This is a genomic window from Mesorhizobium marinum, from assembly GCF_040813675.1.
Taxonomy (GTDB): domain Bacteria; phylum Pseudomonadota; class Alphaproteobacteria; order Rhizobiales; family Rhizobiaceae; genus Mesorhizobium_K; species Mesorhizobium_K marinum.
The window spans coordinates 312301-333117 of the sequence record NZ_JBFOCI010000001.1 but is presented as its reverse complement, the minus strand read 5'-3'; the positions used below and the strand labels follow the sequence as shown (position 1 = coordinate 333117).

18 protein-coding genes and 1 pseudogene are annotated in these 20817 nt (G+C 63.2%); 3 read left to right on the top strand and 16 right to left on the bottom strand.

The features are described 5' to 3' along the window. Window positions 1-8: 8 nt before the first annotated feature. The 7 genes from ABUE31_RS01660 to ABUE31_RS01630 all read right to left on the bottom strand — a co-directional run bounded on the left by ABUE31_RS01660 (window position 9) and on the right by ABUE31_RS01630 (window position 7831). Window positions 9-1202 carry a M20 family metallopeptidase gene (locus ABUE31_RS01660; protein ID WP_367721728.1) on the bottom strand — a complete coding sequence of 398 codons (1194 nt, stop codon included), beginning with the start codon at window positions 1200-1202 and terminating at the stop codon, window positions 9-11. Then, window positions 1199-2047: a BtpA/SgcQ family protein gene (locus tag ABUE31_RS01655; protein WP_367721727.1), complete on the bottom strand. Its 849-nt coding sequence runs from the start codon at window positions 2045-2047 to the stop codon at window positions 1199-1201. Before ABUE31_RS01655 ends, ABUE31_RS01660 begins: the two co-directional genes overlap by 4 nt. Before the next feature lie 19 nt (window positions 2048-2066). Continuing rightward, complete coding sequence (locus ABUE31_RS01650; protein ID WP_367721726.1) at window positions 2067-2993, bottom strand: carbohydrate kinase family protein; 927 nt, start codon at window positions 2991-2993, stop codon at window positions 2067-2069. Continuing rightward, a complete protein-coding gene (locus ABUE31_RS01645; RefSeq protein WP_367721725.1) occupies window positions 2990-4201 on the bottom strand; it encodes a zinc-binding metallopeptidase family protein in 1212 nt (403 codons plus the stop codon). Before ABUE31_RS01645 ends, ABUE31_RS01650 begins: the two co-directional genes overlap by 4 nt. Continuing rightward, the gene (locus tag ABUE31_RS01640; protein WP_367721724.1) at window positions 4198-5151 is read right to left on the bottom strand and encodes an ABC transporter permease; all 954 of its coding nucleotides are present in this window, start codon (window positions 5149-5151) and stop codon (window positions 4198-4200) included. Before ABUE31_RS01640 ends, ABUE31_RS01645 begins: the two co-directional genes overlap by 4 nt. Window positions 5152-5172: 21 nt before the next feature. Beyond that, complete coding sequence (locus ABUE31_RS01635) at window positions 5173-6603, bottom strand: sugar ABC transporter ATP-binding protein (RefSeq protein ID WP_367721723.1); 1431 nt, start codon at window positions 6601-6603, stop codon at window positions 5173-5175. A 124-nt stretch (window positions 6604-6727) separates the two neighbouring features. Further along, window positions 6728-7831 carry a substrate-binding domain-containing protein gene (locus tag ABUE31_RS01630; RefSeq protein WP_367721722.1) on the bottom strand — a complete coding sequence of 368 codons (1104 nt, stop codon included), beginning with the start codon at window positions 7829-7831 and terminating at the stop codon, window positions 6728-6730. Window positions 7832-8094: 263 nt separating this feature from the next. On the opposite strand from ABUE31_RS01630, the gene ABUE31_RS01625 reads away from it, so the two are divergent. After that, the gene (locus ABUE31_RS01625) at window positions 8095-8859 is read left to right on the top strand and encodes a GntR family transcriptional regulator (RefSeq protein WP_367721721.1); all 765 of its coding nucleotides are present in this window, start codon (window positions 8095-8097) and stop codon (window positions 8857-8859) included. Between the two features lie 585 nt (window positions 8860-9444). Further along, window positions 9445-9848 (top strand): annotated as a pseudogene (locus tag ABUE31_RS01620) (transposase); the annotation flags it as partial. A 345-nt stretch (window positions 9849-10193) separates the two neighbouring features. Here ABUE31_RS01620 and ABUE31_RS01615 read toward each other — a convergent pair. Genes ABUE31_RS01615 through ABUE31_RS01600 form a run of 4 tightly spaced genes read right to left on the bottom strand, consistent with a single transcriptional unit; the run spans window position 10194 to window position 15117 of the window. Further along, entirely contained in the window at window positions 10194-11153 is a 960-nt protein-coding gene (locus ABUE31_RS01615; RefSeq protein WP_367721720.1) for a substrate-binding domain-containing protein, read from the bottom strand. Window positions 11154-11192: 39 nt separating this feature from the next. Continuing rightward, on the bottom strand, window positions 11193-12155 hold the full coding sequence (locus ABUE31_RS01610; protein WP_367721719.1) for an ABC transporter permease: 963 nt from the start codon (window positions 12153-12155) through the stop codon (window positions 11193-11195). Next, complete coding sequence (locus tag ABUE31_RS01605) at window positions 12152-13675, bottom strand: sugar ABC transporter ATP-binding protein (protein WP_367721718.1); 1524 nt, start codon at window positions 13673-13675, stop codon at window positions 12152-12154. The genes ABUE31_RS01610 and ABUE31_RS01605 overlap by 4 nt, the downstream gene beginning before the upstream one ends. After that, window positions 13675-15117: an aldehyde dehydrogenase family protein gene (locus ABUE31_RS01600; RefSeq protein WP_367721717.1), complete on the bottom strand. Its 1443-nt coding sequence runs from the start codon at window positions 15115-15117 to the stop codon at window positions 13675-13677. The genes ABUE31_RS01605 and ABUE31_RS01600 overlap by 1 nt, the downstream gene beginning before the upstream one ends. Before the next feature lie 146 nt (window positions 15118-15263). On the opposite strand from ABUE31_RS01600, the gene ABUE31_RS01595 reads away from it, so the two are divergent. Next, entirely contained in the window at window positions 15264-16034 is a 771-nt protein-coding gene (locus ABUE31_RS01595) for an IclR family transcriptional regulator (RefSeq protein WP_367721716.1), read from the top strand. Window positions 16035-16054: 20 nt separating this feature from the next. Here the strand turns inward: ABUE31_RS01595 and ABUE31_RS01590 are convergent, their stop codons facing one another. The 5 genes from ABUE31_RS01590 to ABUE31_RS01570 all read right to left on the bottom strand — a co-directional run bounded on the left by ABUE31_RS01590 (window position 16055) and on the right by ABUE31_RS01570 (window position 20695). After that, window positions 16055-17152: an ABC transporter ATP-binding protein gene (locus ABUE31_RS01590; protein ID WP_367721715.1), complete on the bottom strand. Its 1098-nt coding sequence runs from the start codon at window positions 17150-17152 to the stop codon at window positions 16055-16057. A gap of 4 nt (window positions 17153-17156) precedes the next feature. Continuing rightward, on the bottom strand, window positions 17157-17564 hold the full coding sequence (locus tag ABUE31_RS01585) for a RidA family protein (RefSeq protein WP_367721714.1): 408 nt from the start codon (window positions 17562-17564) through the stop codon (window positions 17157-17159). Between the two features lie 3 nt (window positions 17565-17567). Further along, window positions 17568-18455: a carbohydrate ABC transporter permease gene (locus tag ABUE31_RS01580; protein ID WP_367721713.1), complete on the bottom strand. Its 888-nt coding sequence runs from the start codon at window positions 18453-18455 to the stop codon at window positions 17568-17570. Between the two features lie 4 nt (window positions 18456-18459). Then, entirely contained in the window at window positions 18460-19335 is an 876-nt protein-coding gene (locus tag ABUE31_RS01575; RefSeq protein ID WP_367721712.1) for a carbohydrate ABC transporter permease, read from the bottom strand. A 76-nt stretch (window positions 19336-19411) separates the two neighbouring features. Next, window positions 19412-20695 (bottom strand): ABC transporter substrate-binding protein, encoded by a 1284-nt coding sequence (locus ABUE31_RS01570; protein WP_367721711.1) that lies wholly within the window; start codon window positions 20693-20695, stop codon window positions 19412-19414. Between the last annotated feature and the right edge of the window lie 122 nt (window positions 20696-20817).

Here is a 20817-nt window from a genome sequence, read left to right as displayed (position 1 = left end):
TAGGCGAACTAATGTCCCGTGGAAAGAAAATTCTCCAGCGTTTCTGCATGGGCAACGATTTCGGTGAGTCGTACAGCTTCGTTGATCTTGTGGATGCGGTTGAAGTCGCCCGGCCCGAATATGACAGTCGGGCATTTCAGATTGCGACTGATCAGCCTGCCGTCGGAGCCGGCAGGAAAGCCGCGGGGGTGCACAGCGTCCCGACCGAGCGCACGCGCAAGTTCGCGCACGGGTCCAAGGTCCGGATCCGTCGCGAACGGATGCACGTTATGGAGCTCGCGGAACTCCATCGTGATCGCTGGAGGCTGATGCTCCCGCCATTCCTCGACGATCGCGTCGATTTCGGCAATCAGCGCATCCTCGTCATTCGGGTGATATGTGAAGCACACCTCCATTTCGCAGTCCGGCGCGACGCTGGTGGCGCCGATGCCGCCGTGTATCCGGCCGATGTTCACAGAGGTCGCTCCAAGCAATGGATGGATAAGCCGATGCGGCATTTCCGCCCATTGCCCGAGACGCATTGCTAGGTCGATCGCGGCCTCGACCGCGCTCGCGCCCGAAGGTTTCATGTTGGCATGCGACTGCGCGCCCCCGAAGGTGAAATGCATCGCGCGGCTGCCTACCTGCGCCGTCGCGATCTCGACGCTGGTCGGCTCGCAGACGATCGCGAAATCAGGAATCCGTCCGCCCGACAGCATATCGTCGACGCATGCAAGGGTACCGGTGCCGCCTCCATCTTCCTCGTCTGGGACGGAGTGTATCTCGACGTACCCCCGAAGCCTCCCGGCCGCCCTTGCGCGCGCCACCGCCGCAATCGCTCCGACAACGCCCGCCTTCATGTCCGCCGAACCGAGGCCGTTCATCCAGCCCTCGGCAATCCGCGGTTCATAGGGATCGATTTCCCACCCGGCGGTCGCCGGAACGGTATCCACGTGGCCATTTAGAACGACAAAGGGTCTTGTTGCAGGATCGCCCCACGAACCTACCAGCGCGAACATGCCTTGCGTCGGCGTCGGCGTGCGGAATCCATAGCGTTCTTCCAGCCTAGCCGCATCGACTGGCACGGCGCGAACGTCGTTGGCGCCCGCCTCGCGCATCAAGCGCTTCACGATCTCCTGCGCCGCGCTCTCGTTGCCGGAGAGGGAGGGCGTCGAGACCAGTTCGGCGAGGGCACCGGTGATCCAGGCTTCATCGCCGATCATCGCGGCGATCCCGTGCGCAATGGCTTCACGGCCTCCACGAGTGCCTTGACCCGTCCGAGTTCGACCGGGTTCCACCAAACGCCCCCTTGCTTAAGGCTCGACCCGACGATCGCCCCGTCAAGCAGCGGCAGGATCGTTGAGGCGTTTCCCACGGTTATCCCGCTGCCAGCTATCACGGGAAGGCGCGTTCCTTCGCGGATCGCCGATATCTCATCCTGGGGCACCGCTTCACCGGTTCGGTTCCCTGTGGCGATCGCGACGTCCGCATCGTAGAATTCGACATCGCCTGCCTGTTCCCTGACCGGCCGGTCGCTGACGATTGCATGCGACCCGTGCTTGACGTGCACGTCGGCAAAGATGGCAATATCCTCCGCTGCGATCTGCTTGCGGTAGCGAAGCGCTCTGGCGCTTTCGCCCTCAACCAAGCCCTCGTTCGAGACGTAGGCGTTGACCCATTGATTGACGCGAATGAAGCGCCCGCCGCTGGCCTTGGCGATCGCGAGCGCACCGAGCGACGCGTTGGCGAGCAGATTGATACCGACGGGCACGCCAGCGGCGTCGGCGACGCGCGCGGCGATCGCCGCCATCGCAGCGATGATTTCAGGTCCGATCTCGTTCGGCTTGAGGAACGGGATATCGCCGTGGTTCTCGAGGATAATGCCGTCCATCCCGCCCTTTTCAAAGGCTTCTGCGTCGCGAAGCGCCCGATCGATGATTGCGATCATTGTCTCGCTGCGGTAGCGCGGCGTTCCGGGCAGTGGCGGTAGGTGGACGTCGCCGATAAGCGGAATCCTCGTGTTGAAAATCGCTTCGAGTGCGGAAGGTCGGCTGCCGGATATCTGCATCAATTCTTGTCCAGTTTGTTCAGTAGGAAATCGCCCGCGTCGCTGCACGGATGTCGTCGAGCCTGGCCTTGCGTTGCTCGTCGGACGGAATGCAGGTCTCGAGAGCGCCGTAGGTTTCAACCACGTAGGAAGCGGAGACCGTTCCCATGGCGGCGGCTGCGACGGCGTCTTCTCCCGCCACCAGCCCCGCCACGAAGCCGCCACAAAAGCCGTCGCCCGCTCCAGTGGTGTCAACGACGGCGGCGGCATATGCAGGAACATGTGTCAGCACACCGGTTGCGGCTTCGCAGACAAGCGCGCCGCGTTCGCCGAGCTTGGCGACCATATGGCAGCGGTGCCGCACGGCGTTTTCCTTCAGCCAGCCCTCGATGGAACCCGGGCGCCAGATGCGGGCGATCTCCATCTCGCTCGGCAGGAAAGCCGTGAGATGTTCCAGGAAATCCAAGTCGTGGTAGAGCGTGGCGTTGACGAAGCTGTCCGCGAGGATGTCCATCGTCACGATCGGCTTCTGCGGGAAGGCGGCTATCCGGCGTGCGTTCGCGACGCCGCTTTCCGGCCCTTGCGGTGCAAGATGGAACCCGAGTGCCTGCGCATGCGGACCGTTGACCGGCCCGCGTTCCGCATCGAGCCCAAGCGCGTTCGACGACGACAGCTTGGGGATCTGCTGCTTGTGGACTTCGCTTTCGTGAAGAAGCCAGAGTTCCAGCCCATTGCCTTCGCTGCGCATGATGCTGGATGCATCAATCCCCCGCGCCTCGATCTGGGTCAGCGTGTCCTTGTAGTACGGCCGCCCGGCAACCGAGTGGATGCCGACCTTGGGATTCCACATATGCGCCCCGACCGCCGAGTACAACGCGCCGCCGCCACGCGAAGCCATCTTGCATGTGCCGTTGGTGAGGACGATGTCATCGATCGTCAGCCAGCCAATCGTGGTGATGTCAATCAACGGACGCTCCGGGATTGGTCGGACATGGTGCGAATGATCGGACGCAGCAGGGCCGCGTAGACCAGCGCCTTGGACAAATCGACAATATCGCGCGGATTGGCCTTGGGGAGACCCGTGTCGAAATGGCGGTCCAGGCCGGGAAAACCGAGAAGCAGGATGTTCGGTGTCTTCAGCATCACACTGACGTCGTCGCTGCGAGAGGTGTAGCTGTTCTGCGGCTCCTGGACCTTCACCCCGCGCCTGTCGATCAGGCGGACAAGGTGACGAGCGAGACCGAGAAGATGAGGTGGCGTTACCGCGCCGCGGCCAAGGCTTGAGAATTCGCTGAGGACAGCGCCCTTTCCCAACCGCACAGTGTTGTTGTCGGTACTGCCAAGGCCGGCATTGTCGCCGGCTTGCTGCATGTCGGCTACCAAGGCGAGGTCGGGGGGCGGCAGGCGATCGATCAGGCGCGAACCGCCACGGCCGATGACCTGGTTGCCCGAACCATGCGGTCCCTCCTCCTCGTCCGGCAACGCGAGCATGGCATCGAAGCCCGCTTCGGCCAGAACGGGAGCGGCGACGGCGAGCGCCGCGACGCCTCCTGCATTGTCGAAATGGCCGGTCCAATGCCCGTCGGCGTCTGGCGCGCAGGAGGTAACCGGCACGACACGGTCGCCGCTGACCAGCCTGAACCCCGGATTGTTTGGCCGGAAGTAGGGCCGGCCCGCTTCAGATTCGAGGAAGCCATCGGCCGCCACCATGTAGCGTGCGCATTGAAGGTCGAAACGATAGCAGAGGGCGTCGCGCCGGCCGTCCTGGGTTAGGTGATAACAGAAGGGCACCAAAGGCTGCCGGTCGCCATCGGCCGGACCGGCAAGATAGCTGATCGTGTCCAGATGGGCGAAATACCAGAGGGGTTTGGACCCGGCAGCCGAGCCCGTCAGGATAACAGTGTTGCCCGTATTCCCATGGTTGGCGTCCAACGCAAGCCGTTTGCCGTGCGCTCCATCCCCTTCCAGCAGCTCTCTCAGCACGGGAGCCCGCATTGCGCTCGCTGCCGTCGACGGCGCCGGCGTGTCGGCAAGCACCTTGAGATAGCGGGCTATGCGCTCGCCAGTGATGTAACTGTCGACGAGTGGCCTGAGCCTCTCGATGTCGGGTTCGAGCTTGGCCAGCAGCTCAGCGAGCGGAAGCAACGAGGTCGACCGTGCATCCTGCATATTCAAGCTCGGTCCGTCCTGGACATGACATAAACGGCAACGACGATCAGCGCGCCCTTGAAGAGTTGCTGCACATAGGGATCGACGCCGGTCAGGTTGAGGATGTTTGCGAGGACGCCGATGATGAGAGTGCCAATGAAGGTGCCTGCGACCGTACCCTTCCCGCCAAAGAGCGAGGTGCCGCCGACAACCACGGCGGCAATCGCGTCCAGTTCATAGCCTTGTCCGGCGATTGGCGTACCGATGCTGAGCTGCGATGCGTAGACGAGCCCTGCCAAGCCGGAGACGAGCCCGGAAATGACATAGACGATGACCTTGTAGGAATTGACAGGAACGCCCGACAGGCGCGCGGCCTCCTCGTTTGAACCGATGCCGTAGATGCTGCGGCCGAACGGGGTAGTCGACAGGATGACGGCGCTCACGACGACTACCGCGATCAGGATAAGCGACGGGATCGGAATGCCGGCCACATAGCCGTTGCCAAGGCTGTAGAAGTTCTCGTTGAGGATCGGGATCGGCGTGCCGCCCGTGTAGATAAAGGCGAGCCCCCTGGCGAAGGACAGCATGCCGAGCGTCATGATGAAAGGGGGTATGCGCGCAAAGGCGACACCGATTCCGTTGACCAGTCCAGCCAGCATGGCCGCGCCAAGCCCTAGCGGGATGGCGACCGCCATGCTGTAGTCCTCCAGCAGCCCGGCATAGAGCACGACCGAGATGCCGAGCAGCGACCCGACCGAGAGGTCGATGCCCTTGGTAAGGATCACGAAGGTCATGCCTATGGCCAATATGCCGACAATGGCCACCTGGCGCAGGATGTTAAGGAGATTGGGCAGCGTCAGAAAGCGGTCCGACAGCATCGATGCGGCGATGATCAACAGGACGAGCGCGGCAAAGACGCCTACCCGCCGCCAGATCCTAGCAAAGGAAGCCACGTTCGAGGAGAATGCTATCGTCATCGATTACCGTCCGCTCGTTGTTCAACCCGCAAGGGCGGCTGCATGCATTATTGTGGATTCGGTCGCCTCCTCACGGCTCAGGGTGGACGCCACGCGCCCCCGCCGGAGGACGACGACTTTGTCGGAGAGGCGGAGGATTTCCTCGAGTTCCGATGAGATGAGGACCACGCAGATACCGTTGGATACCAATTCCTCGATGATGGCGTAGATCTCGCTCTTGGCGCCGATGTCGACGCCGCGTGTCGGCTCGTCGAAGATCAGTATCCTGGGGTCGATGGCCAGCGCGCGTCCGATCAGGACCTTCTGCTGGTTGCCGCCGCTCAGCGTGCGGATCTCGACGTTCATCCCGGCCAGCCGGATGTCGAGCTTTCTGATCATCTCGCTGACGTAAGCCCGTTCCATGCCCAGCCGTATGAAGCCGAAGCGCCGAAAGCGCGACAGCTTTGAAATCGTTGTATTCTCTCTGACTGGGCGATTTGGCATCAGTCCGAGCGCCTTCCGGTCTTCGCTGACATACGCCATGGCCAGCCGGGTCGCGGCCTTGGGATTGCGCAGACAAACCTTGCGACCGAAGACGCGGACTTCTCCCGAGGTCGGGCGCCTCACGCCGCAGATTGCCTGGGCAACCTCCGTGCGCCCGGCGCCGACAAGTCCGGCCAAGCCGACGATCTCACCCTTGTGGGCGGTGAAGGAGACGTCCTCGAAGACGTTTGAAAGTGTTAGGCCCTTCACCTCGAGGGCAGGTTCGCCGATCTTGCGCGTTCCTGCAGAGAATTCCGGAAAGTCGCGGCCGATCATCCTCGACACCAGCCAGTTCTGGTCGATGTCGGACACCACGCTGGCGCCCGTCTTTTGGCCGTCGCGGAGAACGGTCACCGTGTCAGCAATCCGCAGGACTTCTTCGAGGTGGTGGGAGATGAATATGATGCCCAGCCCGTCGGCCTTGAGCTTGGCAACAAGGTCGAACAGTGTCCCGACCATTGCTTCGTCGAGGACAGCCGTCGGCTCGTCGAGGATCAGCACCCTGGCATTGAAGGAGATCGCTTTGGCGATCTCGATCATCTGCTGCTGGGCGATCGACAGGTCAACTGCGAGCGTCCGGGGGTCGATATCAATGTGAAGACGCTGCAGCAGATTGCGGGTCTCGTCACGGATCCTGCGGCGATCGACGAAGCCAAGGCGCGTCCGGGGAAAATGGCCGAGAAAGATGTTCTCGGCCACCGAGAGGTGGGGGGCGAGCGAAAGCTCTTGATGAATGACCACGACGCCGCGCCCTATCGCATCGGCGGGCGAACGAAGAGTTGCTTCCTTCCCGTCGAGCAGAAGCCGGCCGGCGTCCGGCCGATGGACACCGCCGAGCATCTTGATCAGCGTCGATTTGCCGGCGCCGTTCTCGCCGACGATGGCATGCACTTCACCTGGGTGAAGAGTGAGGTCGACGTCCTTCAGCACGACGTTGCCGTCGAAGGCCTTGGTCAGCCCTCGCGCTTCGAGCAATCGCCTGTCGCGGCTAATCGGCATGAGCGTTCTGTCCCCGTGGAGGAAGCCTGTCCGTCCAGACAGGCTTCCACAATGCTCACTTCTTGCACGGATCCGGGGTCGGCTCGAAATCTCCCCAGCCCCGGCCGATCCATTCATCGGCATTGGCTGCGACCACGGTCGGGGAATCCGGCAGCAGGAGGCGGCTGCCCGGGGCGTCATAGGCGCCAGCACCCGGGATCTCCTTGCCGGTCAGCTTATAGAGGGCGGCGCGCAGACCGATGTCGGCAATGAAGGGCGTGTAGTTGCCGTCCGCGCCGAAGGTGCCTTCCTTGACGGCCTTGAAGCCGGCGTTCGAGCCGTCGAACGTATAGTGGCGGATGCCGTCGGCGCATCGGTTGGCTCGGGCGACCGCCAGTTGGGCCCCCCAGGATGACTCCTCCGCATGGGAGAAGACGGCGTTGATGTCCGAGTGAGCCGTCAGAAAGTCTTCCATGAGCGGCACCGCCGGTTCCCGGATCCACTGTGCGTCGCCGACCGCGAGCACTTTGATGTCGGGATACTTCGCCAGCACGTTCTCCATACCCTTGTTGCGGTCGACAGCCGGCGAGGAGCCCTTGAGGCCGGTCAGGACGACGATGTTGCCCTTGCCACCCAGGTCGGCCGCCATCTTCTCGGCCACCTGCTCGGCCATCGTGACATTGCTCTGTCCGATGAAGAGCGTCTTTTCGGCGGGAACGTCTCGATCCATCACGATCAGTGGGATGCCAGCATCCGTCACGGCGCGGGCCGCGGGAACGAGCGCCGCCGATTCGACCGGGCTGAGCAGAACGGCGTCGACGCCGCGCACCAGAAGATCGCGGACGTCGTTGCTCTGCTTGGCGACGTCGACATTACCGTCGAGGACGACGAGCGAGACGTTGGGGTGGCGGCATGCCTCGGCCTGCAGCGATTCCAGCATCGACACGCGCCAGGGATGGTTGAAGGCGGTCTGCGAGAAGCCGATGGTGATGGCCTTCTCGTTTCCGTCGATGAGGACCGGACCTTCATCGAGCGGAAGGACGTCGGTGAAAGGCAACTGCTTGTATTGAGCGAGCAATTGCTCGCAGGTTTTTCCCGAGATGGGCTGGGCATCCTGCGCATGAGCGAAGATCGGCGCAAACAGTGCGACCGACAAGCCAAGTAGTGATCTCTTCAACATCGACAATTCCCTTTTCTGGTAGGTGGATCTCGCTGGGGACGTTGAGCGACCCTCTTGTTCTCTTGGGAGTTCCGGCATCTGTCTTGCTGCCCGGAAGCCCGGGCGGCGCTGCCTTTCATCCAATTCTGATTTGCGTTATGGCTTCCTCGAACAATCTGTCTTCGCATTCGATCGAAAGGGACGAACCGGGTGAGGCTGGGTGCGGCGATGCAATGTTGGTTACGCCCCTTCAAATGTCATGACGTTCGTACGATATGTCCTAGATGTGGAACAAACCGCTTCAAGAGTCCAGCCCTCTTCCGCTCTGGTTCCAGATCGCGGAGCGCTTGCGCCAAGCGATCGCCGACGGCACCTTCGCGGCCGGCGACGCCCTGCCGTCTGAAAGCCAGCTGAACGAGGTGTTCGGCATAAGCCGGGCGACGTCCCGTACCGCTTTAGACAGCCTCGAGCAGGAAGGGCTGATTGTCCGTAAATCCGGCAGGGGCTCTATCGTTCTGGCGCCGCGCGTCGAGCAGCCGGCAATGGAGATGTACGGATTCTCCGAAGACATGCGTCAGCGCGGTTTGCGGCCCTCCTACCAGACGATCTTCGCCGGGCGCGCGCGTGCCAATGTCGAGGTGAGCGAGGCCTTGGGCATTCGTGTAAATTCGCCGATCTATCATTCCCGCCGTGTGCTGAGAGCGGACGAACAGCCGGTCGGACTTGCACTGTCTTGGCTGCCGCTCGGCATCTTCGGCGAAGTCGCGCCGCCGACTATCGAGGAACTGAATTCCAACTCGCTTTATCGATGGCTCAACGAGAAATGCGGTGTAAAGGTCGCCGGCGCGCGCGAAACGATCGAGGCGACCCAGGCCGAAGCCGATGCCGCCGCGCAGTTGGAACTGGTCGCAGGCGCGGCGTTGCTCGTCGTCCGGCGGCGTTCGGATACCGCCGAGGGACTGCCGGTCGAATACGCCATTCTGCTCTTCCGCTCGGATCGGTATCGGCTCCACCTCGAAACCGGGTTGCTCGGTCGGGAAAGATCTTAGGTGCAGTAAAGTGGCGGAAAAACAGTCGATCTGCTTCGCAAGGTCAAACCATTCAATTGATCCCGGTTCCGAATTGGAGAAGGCTGGATAGCACCAAGAATAACAACAACAGCAAAGATGCCGTGGCCAACCGTCCCGCGATTTTGCCCTGGTTCATCACTTGGACGCGTCTACGACAAGCCCAGCAAAGGGGTCCCCCGCTTACAATCGAAATAAGTCTACGCCAATTTGAAAACCAGATCGCGGTAAAACGACCCGTGGTTCGCGAGTATCTGTCGGCATGCTTTGATCTGTGCCAACTGGGATGGGGACATGTTTGCCGCCATGCTGGGCAACCCAGCCGCCGTCGGACTGCCAGGTTTTGGGATTGATCGGCCTTGTGGGGGTTTGACGCGCCAATAGTGGCGACGCCAGCGCCTTCCCCGAAGCCTCACCATGAACACGCCAAGCTTCCCATTGGACGGTTCTGGTTGAGGCAGAGGGTGGTGAACGACAGGCCTCTCCGACATCTACCCGTGTTGACCTGCCACTGAGTTTTTCCTCCATCTGAGATTGGAGTCCGGCCCTTGATCGAAGGACGGACTGATGAAGCGGAAGCGATTTACGGAAGAGCAGATCATTGCGGTTCTGCGCGAGCATGAGGCGGACGCGAAGGCTGGCGATCTTGCTCGCAGGCACGGGGTTTCCGAGGCGACGCTGTATAACTGGAAGGCGAAGTATGGCGGGATGGACGTATCCGACGCCAAGCGCCTGAAGGCTGTGGAAGACGAGAACGCGAAGCTGAAGAAGCTGCTGGCGGACCAGATGCTGGAGGCCGCGGCGCTGAAGGAGCCTGTCAAAAGATGGTAGGGCTCCCCGCCAAGCGCGAAGCCGTCGCGCATCTGCAGGCCGTTGTGGGCCTGTCGGAGCGGCGGGCCTGTTCCTTCGTCGGTGCGGACCGCAAGATGATCCGCTACCGATCGTGCCGCCCGCCAGAGACTGTCTATCGCCGAAAGGCTCTGACGGAGACAACCAGCTTGACCACGAGCGTGCGCTTCGCGCACATGGCAGTCATTCCCAGGTCCGACCCATTCGCCAAAACGCGGACGCCACCGATGCCACAGCAACGCTTGTACGCACGCGCGCACAACAGAGACGTTTAACGCTGGATCGCGCACCATTCAGCCCAAGCCGAGCGAGCCAAAAGGCATCGGTGATACCGCCTATCCTAGTGAAATATGCAAAGCAGCCGGCACAGGTCCCCTGGGACAAACAGCCGCGCAGCAGGCTTACGTACGTGGGAAGAAGGGCTCGGGCCCGCTGAGCGCTAGGCCCGAACCGTGCTTGACGCCGCGCTAGAACTTGCTGTTTTCGTCGTAGAATTTGATCGCATTGTCCATGGTAATGATCGGCGACGGCAGCGCGGTCTCCTTCTCCGGCGCGCCCCCGGCGACGATCGCCATGGCGCGGTTGAAGCCGGCGCGGCCGATCTGGTCGGAGGAGTTGCGGCCGGTCGCGCCGTAGTTCGAGCCTTCCCGCATGATCTCCTTCAGCGTGCCCATCTCGCCGTCGACCGAGGTGATGAAGATCTGCTCGGCCTTGCCAGCGTCGGCGATGGCCTTCTGCGCGCCGAGGCACATGGAGTCGTTCTCGCAGAAGACGGCGTTGAGATCGTCATTCTTGGAGAGCATGTCCTCCATCTGGGTGAAGCCGCCGTCGGCGCTCCACTCGCCCCAGCCCGGTGCGACGACCGCTTCGATGCCGGTGCTCCGGAACTTCGACTGCACGCCTTCCGAGCGGTTGGAGCCGATCGTGTTGTCGGCCGGACCGCCGCGGATAACCGCCACCTTGCCCTTGCCGTCCAGGCGCTTGACGATGTAGTCGCCGATGCCCTCGCCTATGGCGCGGTTGTCAGGGCCGACCCAGGCGGTGAAGTCTCCGCCCTTGAGCATGCGGTCGACCATGACGATCGGCGTACCGGCCTGGTTGATGGCTTCGAGCGCGGCGGGAGCCGCCTCGATCCAGGCGCCCGAGATGATGAACACGTCGACGTTCTGGTTGAGCAGATCCTCAACATCCGAAGTCAGCTTGGCGACATCGCCCTTGGCGTCGGTCGACAGCACCTTGACGTTGGAAAAGTGGCTCGCCTCGTCCTTCACGGCGGCGTCCATGCCGACGAAATAGGCGCAGCAGAGCGACAGGTTCACCATGCCGACCTTGATCTCCTTGTCCTGCGCCGAAGCGGGCACAGCGGCAAGCGCGGTCAGCGCAAGGCCACCGATCGCCGCGTTTCTCAATTTCCCGATAAGTCTCATGTGATCCTCTCCCTTTGATGAGCCGGCCGTGCCGGCGGCTTAAGCTTTCTTGCGCCTGGCGAGCACCGCCACCAGGATGATCAAGCCCTTCAGAAGCTGCTGGTAGTAGGAGTCGACGTTGAAGAGGTTGAGCACATTGTCGACGACGGCGAGCGCGAGCACGCCGCCGAGCACGCCGACCGCAGTCCCTCCCCCTCCTCCGAGCAGGCCGCCGCCGATCACCACCGCTGCGATGGCGTCGAGCTCGTAGCCGATGCCGACGCTCGGCTGCGCGATGCCAAGCCGCGACGCCAAGAGCACACCGGCGATCGCCGCGAACAGGCCGCAGGCGACATAGGCGAAGATGAGGTGTTTGTTGACGTCGACGCCGGCGAGCCGCACCGCTTCCTTGTTGACGCCGAGCGCGAAGGCGGCACGGCCCGAGACGGTGTGGTTCAGATAGAACCAGACACTGGGTGCGGCGAGTGCGAAGATGATGAAGTTGACCGGGATCGGCCCGACGAAGGCGCCGCCTATCAGTGCGCGGAACATCTCGTCGACGGGATAGCGCGGCGTGTCGGCGTAGACATAGGTCAGGCCGCGCAGGCTGCCCATCGTCGCCAGCGTCACTATGAAGGGCTGCAGGTTGAAGCGCGCCGTCAGCCAGCCGTTGAGGAAGCCGACCGCAGCCCCCATCGCCAGCGCGACCGCGATCGCCGCCGAGAAATGCATGTGTTCCTGCAGGCCGGTGGCGAGCAGGCCGGCGAGCGCCAACACCGAGCCGACCGAAAGGTCGATGCCGCCCGTGCGGATCACCATCAGCATGCCGAGGCTGAGGAAACCGTTGGTGACGAGCTGGCGCGAGATATTGACGAGGTTGCGCTGCGTCAGGAACGCCTCCGACGCCACCGCCGCGAAGACGATGAGCAGCAGGATCGCAGCGACGAAAAGCAGATCGGCGCGGCTGAAGCGCTGCAGCAAGGCAGGTTGCGGATGGGCGGACACTGTCGCGATCTCGGTCAATGGAGCCGCTCCGGTCTCGCCTCGCCGGCTTCGATGCCCGCCGCATGGGCGAACACCGTTTCAGGCTGGAAGTTCTTCGGCAGGAGTTCGGCGACGATCCGCCCGTCGCGCACGACGAGCAGCCGGTCGGCCATGCCAAGCACCTCGGGCATCTCGGAGGAGATCATCAGCACTGCGACGCCGCTGTCTGCGAGGTCACGGATCATCTGGTAGATCTCGACCTTCGTGGCGATGTCGACGCCGCGCGTCGGCTCGTCGAAGATGAAGAGCTGGATGTTCTCGACCAGCAGCCACTTGGCGAGCACCACCTTCTGCTGGTTGCCGCCGGACAGCTGGCGCACCGGCTGGGCCGGGTCGGCGAGCTTGATCGACAGTTCGCGTATCTTCTCGCCAACGAGCTGGCGCCGCCTCGCTCCATCGATGATGCCGTTCGGCGCATAGCGCGAAAAGCTCGCCAGCCCGGCATTGTCGATGACGCTGGCGTCAAGCGCCAGCCCGTCGCCCTTGCGGTCCTCGGTGATCATCGCAACATGCCCCCGCACTGCTTCTGATGGTGTCGCAAAACCTGCGTCCTTCCCCGAAAGGCGCACCGTGCCGCTTTTTGCAGGCGTCGCGCCGAAGATCGCCTTGGCAATCTCGGTGCGGCCGCTGCCGACCAGCCCGAACATGCCGACGATCTCGCCGGCGCGAACCTCGAAGCTGACGTCGTCAAAGACGTCGCCCAACGTGAGCTTTTCCACTTCGAGCACCGGTCTGCTGGCTTCGCCCTTGCGCTTCGGAAAGATCGCCGACAGAGGCCGACCCACCATGGTGTTGATCAGGCGCTCCTGGCCGAGTTCGACGACCTCGCCGGAAAGCACGCTGCGCCCATCCTTAAGCACGACGATCTCGTCGGCGATGGCGTAGACCTCCTCCAACCGGTGAGAGATGTAGATCACCGTCGTCCCGTTGGCGGCGAGGCTGCGCACCTTGTCGAACAGCTTTGACGCCTCGGCGGCCGAGATGACGGCGGTCGGTTCGTCGAGGATGAGAATCTTCGGCTCAGCAACCAGCGCCTTGGCGATCTCGACGATCTGCTGGCGCGCAACGCTGAGCGAGCCGACCAGCGCCGTCGGATCGATCTCCGGGAAACCGAAATCGGCAAGCACGCGCGCGGCGATGCGATTCGCCTCCGGCCAATCGACCACGAAGGAGAGGCCGCGAGTCGGCATGCGGCCGAGCAGCATGTTTTCGGCGACGGAGAGATGCGGCAGCAGCGAGAATTCCTGGTAGACAGTGCGGATGCCGAGCGCCATCGCGTCGGAAGGTCCGCCAATCGCCACCGGTTTGCCGTCGAGCAGGATCTCGCCGGCATCGGGCTTCGTCGCGCCGGAGAGCATCTTCATCAACGTTGACTTGCCGGCGCCGTTCTCGCCGCAAAGCGCCAGCACCCTGCCCGCCGCGACCTCGAAGGAGATGTCGCGCACGGCCGGGTTGCCGTCGTAGCCCTTGGCGATATGGCTGACCGCGAGATGGGGCATCAGGCGGCAGCTCCGAACACTTCGTGCAGCAAGAGTGTCTTCTCCTTGCTCATCTCGTGCAACGTGTCGTGAATGCCCTCGCGGGCATTGCCACTGTCCTTGTTGCCACCAAAAGGCAGTGTTTCGACGCGCACCGCGGTTGTGTGGTTGACCACCACAGTGCCAACGTCGAGCGCCTCATAGGCGCGCATCACCTTGCGCAGATCATGCGTGAAGATCGCGGCCTGCAGCCCGAACGGGCTGTCGTTGGCGAGTGCCAGCGCATCCTCGAAGCGTTCATAAGGAATGAGCGGCAGCACCGGTCCGAAGGTCTCGTCGGCGAAGGCCGCCGTGCCTGAAGCGATGCCGGTGAGTATGGTCGGCTCGAAGAAATTGTCGCGCCTGACACCACCGGTGACGACCTTGGCGCCGTCGGCCACCGCCTGGCGCACCTGCGCCTCGACGCGTTCGGCGCCGCGCAGATTGATCAGCGGCCCGACATCTGTCGAAGGATCCATCGGATCGCCGACCTTCAGCTTGCTGGTCTTCGTCGCTACAGCGTCGAGCAGCTTCTGGTAGATTGGCTTTTCGACCAGCACGCGCTTCACCGCGCAGCAGATCTGGCCGTTGCCGGAGGTGAAGCGGCCAGCGATGAGCGCAGCCGCCGTCGCCTCTATATCGGCGTCGCCGCAGACGATTGTCGCGTCGTTGCCGCCGAGCTCGAGATGCACCTTCTTTAGCGTCGCTGCTGCAACTTCGAGGATGCGTTTGCCGGCAGCCGTCGAGCCGGTCATGGCGATCATCTGCACGCCCTCGGCGCGGACCAGCGCCTCGCCGACATCGCGTCCTCCGGTGAGAAGCTGATGCGCGCCGGGCGGCAGTCCGGCCTCCTCCAGATAGCGGCTGACTTCGATGATGGCGAGCGGGCAGTCTTCAGGCGCCTTGGTGATGACCGCGTTGCCAGCCGCGAGCCCACCCGCCACCTTGTGGCTCCAGAGCTCGACCGGATAGTTGAATGGCACTATTGCCGCGACGACGCCGAGCGGCTCGCGCGTCGTGATCGCCAGCGACTTCTCGCGGCCGGGGATGGAGTTCAGCGGCACCGAACGACCGAAGATACGCTTTGCCTCCTCCGCGTAGCCGCGGAAGATGCGCGCGGCGACGCCGACCTCGCTGGTCGTTTCGCCGATGCGCTTGCCGTTTTCACGGCAGAGCAACGTGCCGAGCTCGGCCTGGTTTTCCTCGATGCGCCGGGCGACGGCTTCGAGAATCTCGTAGCGCTGCCAGGCTGGCATGGCGCACATTGCCGCCTTGCCGCGCTGTGCGGCGGCAACGGCGCGCTCTACGTCTGCGACGGTGGCGCGGGGCACAGTGTCAATCTGACCATTGGTGGCCGGATTGAGCACGAGATCGACCTGTCCGTCAGACGCACCCGTCCAGCTGCCGTCGATCAGCATGTCCATAAAAATTCCTCCCATCGACGCGCGGTCAAGCCACGTATCGTTAGAAAGCAGGGGTAATTCAAGAATAGAATTACGTCAACGATATGTGATCTTGTCTGGAGATTTTGGTCTGTGTATACGAATATTGAACAAATGGATTCGGCTGAATGAGCGATCTGGACACCAACATAAGTGCCACCGCCCTTAAGGCGCTGAACGTACTCGATTTTGTTGGAGAGCAACGACGGCCTGTCACCGTCGCGGACGTCGCAACGGGCATTGACGCCGATCGCGCCACAGCCTACCGCATGCTTATGACGCTGGTTCAGTCGGGCTATGTACAAAAGGCAGCCGACGCAAAACACTACAGATTGACATTCAAGGTGCTGTCGCTCGCCCGCCATCTGGTCGGCGAAGACGAGCGCGCCGGCCGCATCCTCAGCTGCCTGCGCGCCATCTCCGACGAAACCGGCGAAACTGTTCACTACTCGGTACTCGAACGTGATGCGGCTGTGCTTGTTTACCGCGCAAAAGGTACGCAACGCGTTGCCGTCGACTTCCAGATTGGCGACCGCTCGCCGCTTCATTGCAGTTCGATTGGCAAGGTGCTTCTCGCGTTTAGGGACGTGCGCATTACCGAGGCGATCATCGCTGCCGGGCTGGCCAAGGTTGCGCCCAACACCATAACCGATCCGGACGAATTGCGCCGTTCCCTCGCCCGCGTCCGAGCCGACGGCTACGCCTACGACGACCTCGAATTCGCGCCCGACATGCGTTGCGTCGCACTGCCCGTTTTCGAGAATGGCGGCGAGGTGCCAGGCGGTATCGCCATCTCCGGCCCTGCAAGCCGCTTCGATCTCGACAAGCTCGCTGTGCTGCGCGTCGTCGTCCAGCGTCACGCGGCGAATCTCTCGCGCGAACTTGGCGGGATTCTCTAATTCCGCCTGGCACACCGATGTCACCTGCCGCTTCCAATTCGTTCGCCGTTGCCGTCGAACAGATGCGACTGGCCGGGATCGAAGAGGAGATCTATCTCCTGTCCCTTGGCGAAATCTGTCTTGCCGCGCTGCTCCAAGGTCAGCAGCTGATCCAGCCCGTCGACCTGGACGTAAAGCAGGCTGGAGCCCCCGAGATGCTCGACCACGACGATCCTCCCGGGAACGGCGAGGTCGTCGCCGGGTCCGGCGATCGATATCGCGTCCGGACGAACGCCCAGTTCCACCTCCGATCCGTCCGCGACCGGAACGCCCTCGCCGAGCCTCAGCACCGCCCTGCCGGAAGCGGCGATCGCCAGGGTGGTGCCCGCCTGCGAAGGCCCGGCGAGCGTCGGGATGAAGTTCATCCTGGGCTGTCCGAGGAAGCCGGCGACGAAACGGTTGGCCGGTCTTTCGTAGAGTTCCAGCGGCGAGCCCTGCTGTTCGATCTTGCCCCGGTTGAGGATGACGATGCGGTCGGCGAGCGTCATCGCCTCGACCTGGTCGTGGGTGACGTAGATCATGGTGGTCCGGAGCCGCTCGTGAAGCCGGGCAATCTCGACGCGCATCTGCGCCCTGAGGCCGGCGTCAAGATTCGAGAGTGGCTCGTCGAACAGGAAGACGTCCGGCTGGCGCACGATGGCGCGGCCGATGGCGACGCGCTGGCGCTGGCCGCCGGAAAGCTCCCTAGGCTTGCGGCCGAGCAGTTCCTCGATCTGCAGCACGCCGGCCGCTTCCGCGACCTTGCGGTCGATCTCGGCCTTGTCGGTGCCGAGCATCTTGAGCGCAAAGCCCATGTTCTCGGCCACCGTCATGTGCGGGTAAAGCGCATAGGACTGGAAGACCATGGCGATGCCGCGGTCGGCGGCGGCCACCGCGTTCATCGGCTTGCCGCCGATCATGAGTTCGCCGGAGGTGATCTCCTCCAGTCCTGCGATCATGCGCAGCAGGGTGGACTTGCCGCAGCCTGAGGGGCCGACGAAGACGACGAGTTCGCGGTCCTCGATGGTCAGCGAGACGTCGCGGACGGCCTCCACCCGGCCGAAGGACTTGGCGACATTCTTGAGTTCTACGGAAGCCAATACCTCAATCCTTCGACTTGACGGCCCACATCTCGACCTCGACCAGGAAACCCGGCAGCAGCACCGCCTGCACCGCCGTGCGGACCGGCAGCGGCTCGGCCATCATCTCCTCATAGACGGCGTTGAAGCGGGCCCATTGGGCGAGATCGGTGAGATAGATGTTGACCTTGAAGACGTCGCCCAGCGTGCAATCGGCGCTGGCCAGTTGCGCGGCGCAATTTTCCAGGGTGGCGCGGGTCTGCTCCTCGATCGTGCCGCCGACGACCCCGCCGTCCATGTCGACAGCGACCTGCCCCGAGATCACGACGAGCCGGGTGGCGTCGACCTCGAGCACCGGCGAATAGGGCCCGGCGGTGGCATGCTGCCTGGCGCCCTTGGGGCGCGCCTTCAGCGGATGGTGGGTGTCTGCCATGTCCTATCCCTTGACTGCGCCGCTGAGCAGGCCTTCGACCACGAAGCGCCAGACGAAGACGACCAGCACCAGCGTCGGCACGATGGCGATGAAGATCGCCGTGTTGAGCAGGCTCCACGAAACGTCGGTGTTGCGCGCAAGCGCCGCCATCACGACCGAGACCGGGCGCGTCGCCGCGTCGCCCGAAAGCACCATCGAGAACATGTATTCCGAGTAGGAGAGCATGAAGGCGAAGAGGCCGGTGGCGCCGACCGACGGCAGCGCCAGCGGCAGCGCGATGCGCCAGAAGGTCTGGAAGCGGCTGCAGTGATCGAGCACCGCCGCCTCGAATATCTCGGCTGGCATCTTGCGGAAGAAGACCGACAGGATGAGCACGGTGAAGGGCAGCGCCTTGGCCGTGTGGACGAGGATGATGCCGGCCTGCGTGCCGACCAGACCGAGCGTCTGCAGCATGATGTAGACCGGCGTCACCAGCGCGACCGCCGGCACCAGCGGCGACAGGATGAGGAACATGAAGGTGAGCTTCTTGCCCGGAAAGACGTAGCGGGCGAAGACATAGGCGGCCGGCGCGCCGATCAGCAGGTTCAGCACCATCGAGGAAAAGGCGATGATGCCGCTGTTGAGCAGGCTTTGCGGGACCTGCCGGGCGGCGTCGGAGATCATCGCCCGGTTGGCGGTCTCGGCAAGGTAGGAATCCGGCAGCTGGCCGGTGAAGACATAACGGTAGGTCTCGAAATTCAGGCCCTCGCTGAACAGCGCCTTGCTGCTGTCGAGCAGGATGCGGTCCGGCACCACGCTGCCGATCAGCGAGAGGATGACCGGGCCGCCGGTGAACATCACGATGAGCGTGGCGAACAGGAAGGTCAGGAAGGGGTTGAGGCCGCGCTGCATCCCACTACTCCCCGAACAGGTCCGAAGGAAGGGCGCGTGTGATGGCGACGATCAGCACCGCCGAAATAGCGACGACGATGAAGGCGACCGCCGAGCCGCTGCCGAAATCGTACATGGAGAAGCTCTCCCGCCAGATCTGGAAGGACAGCAGCGTGGTCGCCGTGCCCGGCCCGCCTCCGGTCATGGCGTAGACGAGGTCGTAGCTGGTGAAGGCGGTGAGCGCGTTATAGACGATCAACACGACGATCATCGCCTTGATCTCGGGAAAGACAATGTAGCGGAAGCGTTTCAGCGCGCTGCGGCAGTCGATGGCGGCGGCCTCCAGCGTCTCCGAGTTGATTCCCGAAAGCGCCGCCATGAGCAGCACGACGGCGAACGGAATCTGGGTCCACACATGGGCGACCACGACCGAGAAGAGTGCCAGCCGCGGCGAGGTCAGCCAGGGGATGGAGCCGTCGATCAGGTGCAGGTCGCGCAGCACGCCGTTGAGCACGCCGAAGCTTGGATGGAACACCCAGATCCAGAGGACCGCACTGATGGCGCCCGGCAGCACCCACGGCAGCAGGACGATGGAGCGCACGACCTGCGAGCCGAAGAAGCGCCGCTGCAGGAAAAGCGCGATCAGCGTGCCGATGATGACGACCAAGGGGGCGGCGATCAGCGTGAAGACGAGCGAGTTGCGGAGCGCGTCGTGGAAATAGTTGCTGCTGACCACCCGCTTGTAGTTGTCGAGGCCGACGAAAGGCTCGCCGGGAAACAGCAGCATCACCGAATGCAGGCTGGTCCAGAACGCATAGGCGACCGGATAAAGGGTCATCAGCGCCACCGGCAGAAGTGCGGGCAGCAGCCAGAGCGCCGGAAAGTGTTTGATGGTCCACATGGAGGATCAGCCGAACTCGAAATTCGCAGGAAGCGGCGGACGGCGCCTCGACGCCGTCCGCCGGCATTACCGGAGCCTAGCGATTGGCGAACTGCTCCTTGAGCTGGTTCCAGCGGTCCGCGCCGTCCTTCATGGTCTGCTCGACGCTCGCCTCGCCGACCATCGCCTTGGCCAGCAGCGGGCGGAAATAGGCCGACCAGACCGAGCTGTACTCGGTGTAGGTGCCGGCCTTGGCGATCGCCGCCTGGTCGCCCAGCGCCTTGACGTCGGCCCACTTGCCCCAGGCCTCGATCACGTCCTTGTCCTGGAACAGCGGCAGCTGGCCGAAGCCGAGACCCTTCTCCACCGCCCAGCGCTTGGCCACGGTGTAGGGCTTGCCGGCCATGAAGTTCACGAACTTCCAGGCGGCCTCGCCGCGCGCCGGATCGGCGGCGGCCTTCGCCGTCACCACATAGGACTTGGCAAAGCCGAGCGTCGAATGGGTGGTGCCGGGCATCGGCGCAAGCGCGAACTCGCCGGCCCGCGGCTGGTCGGCCGTGTTGTTGAGGGCGGCGAGAACGTAGGTGTAGACGATGGTGAAGGCGTGCGCGCCGGTGTTCATCGCCGGGATGATCTTCGATTCATGCGTCTCCGACTGCACGAGACCCTTGGAATAGGCGTCCGCGATCCACTGCAGCTGCTTGAACGACCCGTTTTCCGGGTCGGCGAAGAGCGGGTTCAGGTCCTTGTCGAAGAGTTCGGCGCCGCGGCCATAGGCTTGGGCGACGAAGGCGTCGTAGAAATTGGGCAGTTCCTGGTTGTACTCGTAGACGATCGGGTGCTCCATGCCGCCCGCCTTGAGCTTCTCGGCGGCGGCGGTCACCTCTTCCCACGTGGTCGGCACGGCGATGCCGGCGTCGGCCAGTATCTTCTTGTTGTAGATGAAGGAAATCGTGTCGGCGTAGTATGGCAGGCCGTAGACTTGGTCCTTGTAGGTCACGTCGGTGAGCGCGAAGCCGGCGATGTCCTTCTTCAGTTCGTCGACCGCGCCGGCCGGCGCCACCGAATCCAGCGGCGCGATGAAACCCGCAGCGCCCCAGGCCGGCAACCAATCCTGACCGCCATAGATCACGTCGGTCGGTGTATCGCCGCGAAAGCGCAAGACGAGACTGTCCTGATAGTCCGGCCAAGTGTAGTCGGTGACCTTTACCTTGATGCCGGGATTTTCCTCCTCGAACTGCTTCACATTGTCCTGGATGGTCTCCAGCGAGTAGTTCCAGACGACGAATTCAAGCGTGATATTGTCCTGGGCCGCACCCGGCTGAGCAGCAAGAATGCCGGAAGCCAGCAGGCCGGCTGCGAATAGTGTTCTGGTTTTCATATGTTCCATCCTCCGTGTTGGGCCGACGCCTGAGCGCCCCATTCGGCCCGTGGCGTCCAATTTTGATCGTTGACATTGGGCGTCCTGGATCGGACTATAAAAACCAATATGGATCAATTGCA